Genomic DNA, 3,067 nt, shown 5'->3' with positions numbered 1-3,067 from the left:
CGCCCGACACCAACGAAACTGCAAAGCAATGAGGGGGTCAGTCCTTCGTTTCGCCCCAGGGGTCAAATCCTCACTTCGCTTGACACAAGCCACGATCCTTCCCGAATGCCTCGCCGACGAGCATGACGCACGACAGCGCTCGCTCCGATGATAAGCAGGCGCCGCAATGTACGCTCGCCCATCTTCGATGTTGCACCGAGCTTCTGTTTACCGCCGGTTGAGCGTTGCAGCGGCGTCAGGCCCAGCCAAGCGGCGAAGTCGCGCCCCTTTCGGAAGATTGCGGCGCAAGGCGCCAGTGCAACCAGAGCCGTTGCCGTTATCGGACCAACGCCGGGGATTGTTGCCAACCGCCGCACGTCTTCATCCTCTCGGGCACGCCGTGCAATCTCGGCATCGAGCTGCTTGATCCTTTCCTCCAGCGATCTCAGCGTATCGACCAGCACGGTGAGGGCCAGGCGGGCTGCTTCTGGCAGATCGCCCTCAGGATCCTCTACCTTTTCCATCAGCTTGGCAGTATGTGAAGGGCCCTGGGCAACGACCAGTCCATATTCTGCAAGATGGCCGCGCAAGGCGTTGATCGTCTGGGTGCGCTGCCGCACCAGCAGATCACGAGCCCGGAATACGGCCGCACTCGCCTGCTCCTCCTCACTCTTCACGGCGACAAAGCGCATGGTCGGCCGCTGCGCGGCCTCGCAGATCGCCTCGGCATCGGCGGCGTCGTTCTTCTGCCGCTTCACGAAAGGCTTCACATAGGATGGCGGGATCAGACGAACGGTGTGCCCGAGCTTGCCGATCTCGCGCGCCCAGTGATGCGCCCCAGAACAGGCCTCCATGGCGACCAAGCAGGCCGGCTGCCCAGCGAGAAACGCAAGCACCTTGTCGCGTCGCAGTTGCTTGCGGAAAACAATGGCGCCCGCCGCATCGGCTCCATGCGCCTGAAACACATTCTTCGCTATGTCCAATCCGATCGTGTTAACTTCCATTGTGGACGCTCCCTCTCTTACGGTGGCTGTCAAACACCACCATTCTGGCACATCGATGCCGTCGAGGGGGCGTCCACCCCATCACTATCCACTCTGGAATGCCGGGTTGCGACGCAAGAATTCCCAGGCCAGCCACGCAACGTCAAATGAGCGGTGCACTCATAGGAGGAGTGACCCTGCCAGTCCTGATCGGCACAACTGGCGTGACGAATATGGGCATGACCGTGCTCCCCTGCCCGCCTTCACCGCGTGATCTCATGCCACCTGGCCAAGAACCGGCGCCCACAGCACCGGACCGCCAATGCCGCCGTTTTGCCGCACCACATGGAGCATCGGCGGCGAGACTTCGAGATAGCCTGCCAGGGCGCGGGTGACGCCAATGGTTTGCGGCTCTCCGATTCGCTCAAGCGGCCAGCCGGCGCGACGAAGGATGCGCTCCATGCGCAAGTTGGTCACGGTTATGATATGGCTGAGCTGGCGCGAGAGGCCTAACTCGATCATGCCGGCGAAAAGTTCATAGGTGGCGGTCGCAATGCCGCCCGCTCCCTTTGGTGCGGACGAGGGAATGTCGAGCGCAAAGCGGCTACTTTCCCATATGCTCGGAAGCTCAGGTGGCGTCTTTCCGTCCAACAGTACGGGAAAGGTGTCGCGAAGCATTGTCGGCCCTGTGGAGGGCAGAAGGCGCACACAACCATCGACAGAACCGTCCAAACCGCGCCGCAACAGGTAGTGAGGTCTCAACGCATCAAAAGAATCGATCTCGTAGCCGCCACCTCCTCTCACCTCCCAGTCGAGTCTCTCCTTGAAGACGCGGTAGCGCAGGCGATGCATTGCATGCAGGTCGTCGGCAAAGTCCTCGTAGCAGTCTGGTGCAATCAGATGGATCATCAAGAGCCTCCTCGCGGGGAAAATTCCCCGGTATTGGAGGCGAAGCTTTGCGCTTGCGCTGCCTGTGCAGTTGCACAGGTAGAATATCAGCGATACGAGGATTTCGAAATGGTGAGAAGCGCAACCAACTGGCTTCTGGTCCTTACACCGAGCTTCCTGCGGGCGTTATCGAGATGAAACTCGGCCGTGCGCTGTGTGATCCCAAGGATGCAGCCCATCTCCCAGGCCGTCTTGCCACGTACTGCCCATTGCGCGCACTCGTATTCGCGCGCCGTCAAAGGCACACCGTCGACGATCCGGTCAGCAGACAGTTTTCGTCGAGCGAACATGTGAAAACAGGCCGCAACGTATGGGAGATCGTCTTCATAGCGTTCCGCGACGCGGAAAAATGCAGGATCGCGCTCGTCAGCGGCAAAGGTCATCGCCGCAAAATTGCCGCGGTGATCGATAATCGGGATCGTCAAACCACAGCAAATGCCGAACTGCGCCGCTTCGTCAAAGACCCTCTGCTCGGCTTCTGATGGCTCAACCCCCAGTAGTGCGGAGCCCCATCGAAATGGGTATCCGCCGCAGCGGGCGCGCACTATGACGGGATCGACACTCTGGTACTGGTGCTGAAGATAGCGCGCTGTCCAGGGCGCCGGATAGTTCGAGATCAGCGTGGGCTTGTCCCTAGAGCGCCGCGGCAGCGAGAGGTAGGCGAAGGCGAGCAGGTCGAATTGTGAAGCCACATCGGCGAGAGCGCTGCGGAAATCGACCTCATCGACGCTGTCCCAAAGCCGTTCGAGAAATCTTTCGAAGACAGGTTGCATGTCTGTCCTTGCCAGCACCTTCCTTGGGTCTTCGGCACCTTGCTTGCAGGTGGAAGCAAGTCAAGGTGCTCGACATCATAAGCGTTTCATATGGAGCATCTTGTTCTTCTCAATATCCATTTACTGGCTCGATGCAGTGGACCTGCAACGTCTCAGAAATACGCCCTGCCAGCGGGGAGGTGCACCGGCAGGGCTCGCCGCCCAAGCCCGCAGTCTAATGGGAGGATCGGGCAGCAGCGGCAAAACAAGCTATTTGGCGCGCGCAAAGACTATACTGCGCCTTCCGCCTTCAAAGCGCGGATCCGAAGCCGACGCCGCGGCCACCGAGCCAAATACCTGCTCTGTCGCCGGGTTGGTCACCGTCAGGGTTCCACTACCGTCTCG

3 protein-coding genes and 1 pseudogene are annotated in these 3,067 nt (G+C 60.2%); all 4 read right to left on the bottom strand.

Annotated elements, in window-relative coordinates:
• Positions 1-86: 86 nt before the first annotated feature.
• Positions 87-983, bottom strand: a pseudogene (locus tag NKI63_RS30515) (IS110 family RNA-guided transposase); the annotation flags it as partial.
• Positions 984-1,067: 84 nt separating this feature from the next.
• The gene (locus NKI63_RS30845; protein ID WP_502900535.1) at positions 1,068-1,142 is read right to left on the bottom strand and encodes a transcriptional regulator domain-containing protein; all 75 of its coding nucleotides are present in this window, start codon (positions 1,140-1,142) and stop codon (positions 1,068-1,070) included.
• Between the two features lie 96 nt (positions 1,143-1,238).
• A complete protein-coding gene (locus NKI63_RS30510) occupies positions 1,239-1,871 on the bottom strand; it encodes an acyl-homoserine-lactone synthase (RefSeq protein WP_352824118.1) in 633 nt (210 codons plus the stop codon).
• 86 nt (positions 1,872-1,957) lie between these two features.
• The gene (locus NKI63_RS30505) at positions 1,958-2,683 is read right to left on the bottom strand and encodes a LuxR family transcriptional regulator (RefSeq protein WP_352824117.1); all 726 of its coding nucleotides are present in this window, start codon (positions 2,681-2,683) and stop codon (positions 1,958-1,960) included.
• Positions 2,684-3,067: the final 384 nt, after the last annotated feature.

The organism is Mesorhizobium sp. M0410 (genome assembly GCF_040321435.1).
GTDB lineage: Bacteria > Pseudomonadota > Alphaproteobacteria > Rhizobiales > Rhizobiaceae > Mesorhizobium.
This window is presented reverse-complemented; position numbering and strand designations above follow the sequence as displayed.

Excerpts from the sequence above, each read along its gene's own strand:
- NKI63_RS30510 (WP_352824118.1), bottom strand. The coding sequence starts at position 1,871 with ATGATCCATCTGATTGCACCAGACTGCTACGAGGACTTTGCCGACGAC.
- NKI63_RS30505 (WP_352824117.1), bottom strand. The coding sequence starts at position 2,683 with ATGCAACCTGTCTTCGAAAGATTTCTCGAACGGCTTTGGGACAGCGTC.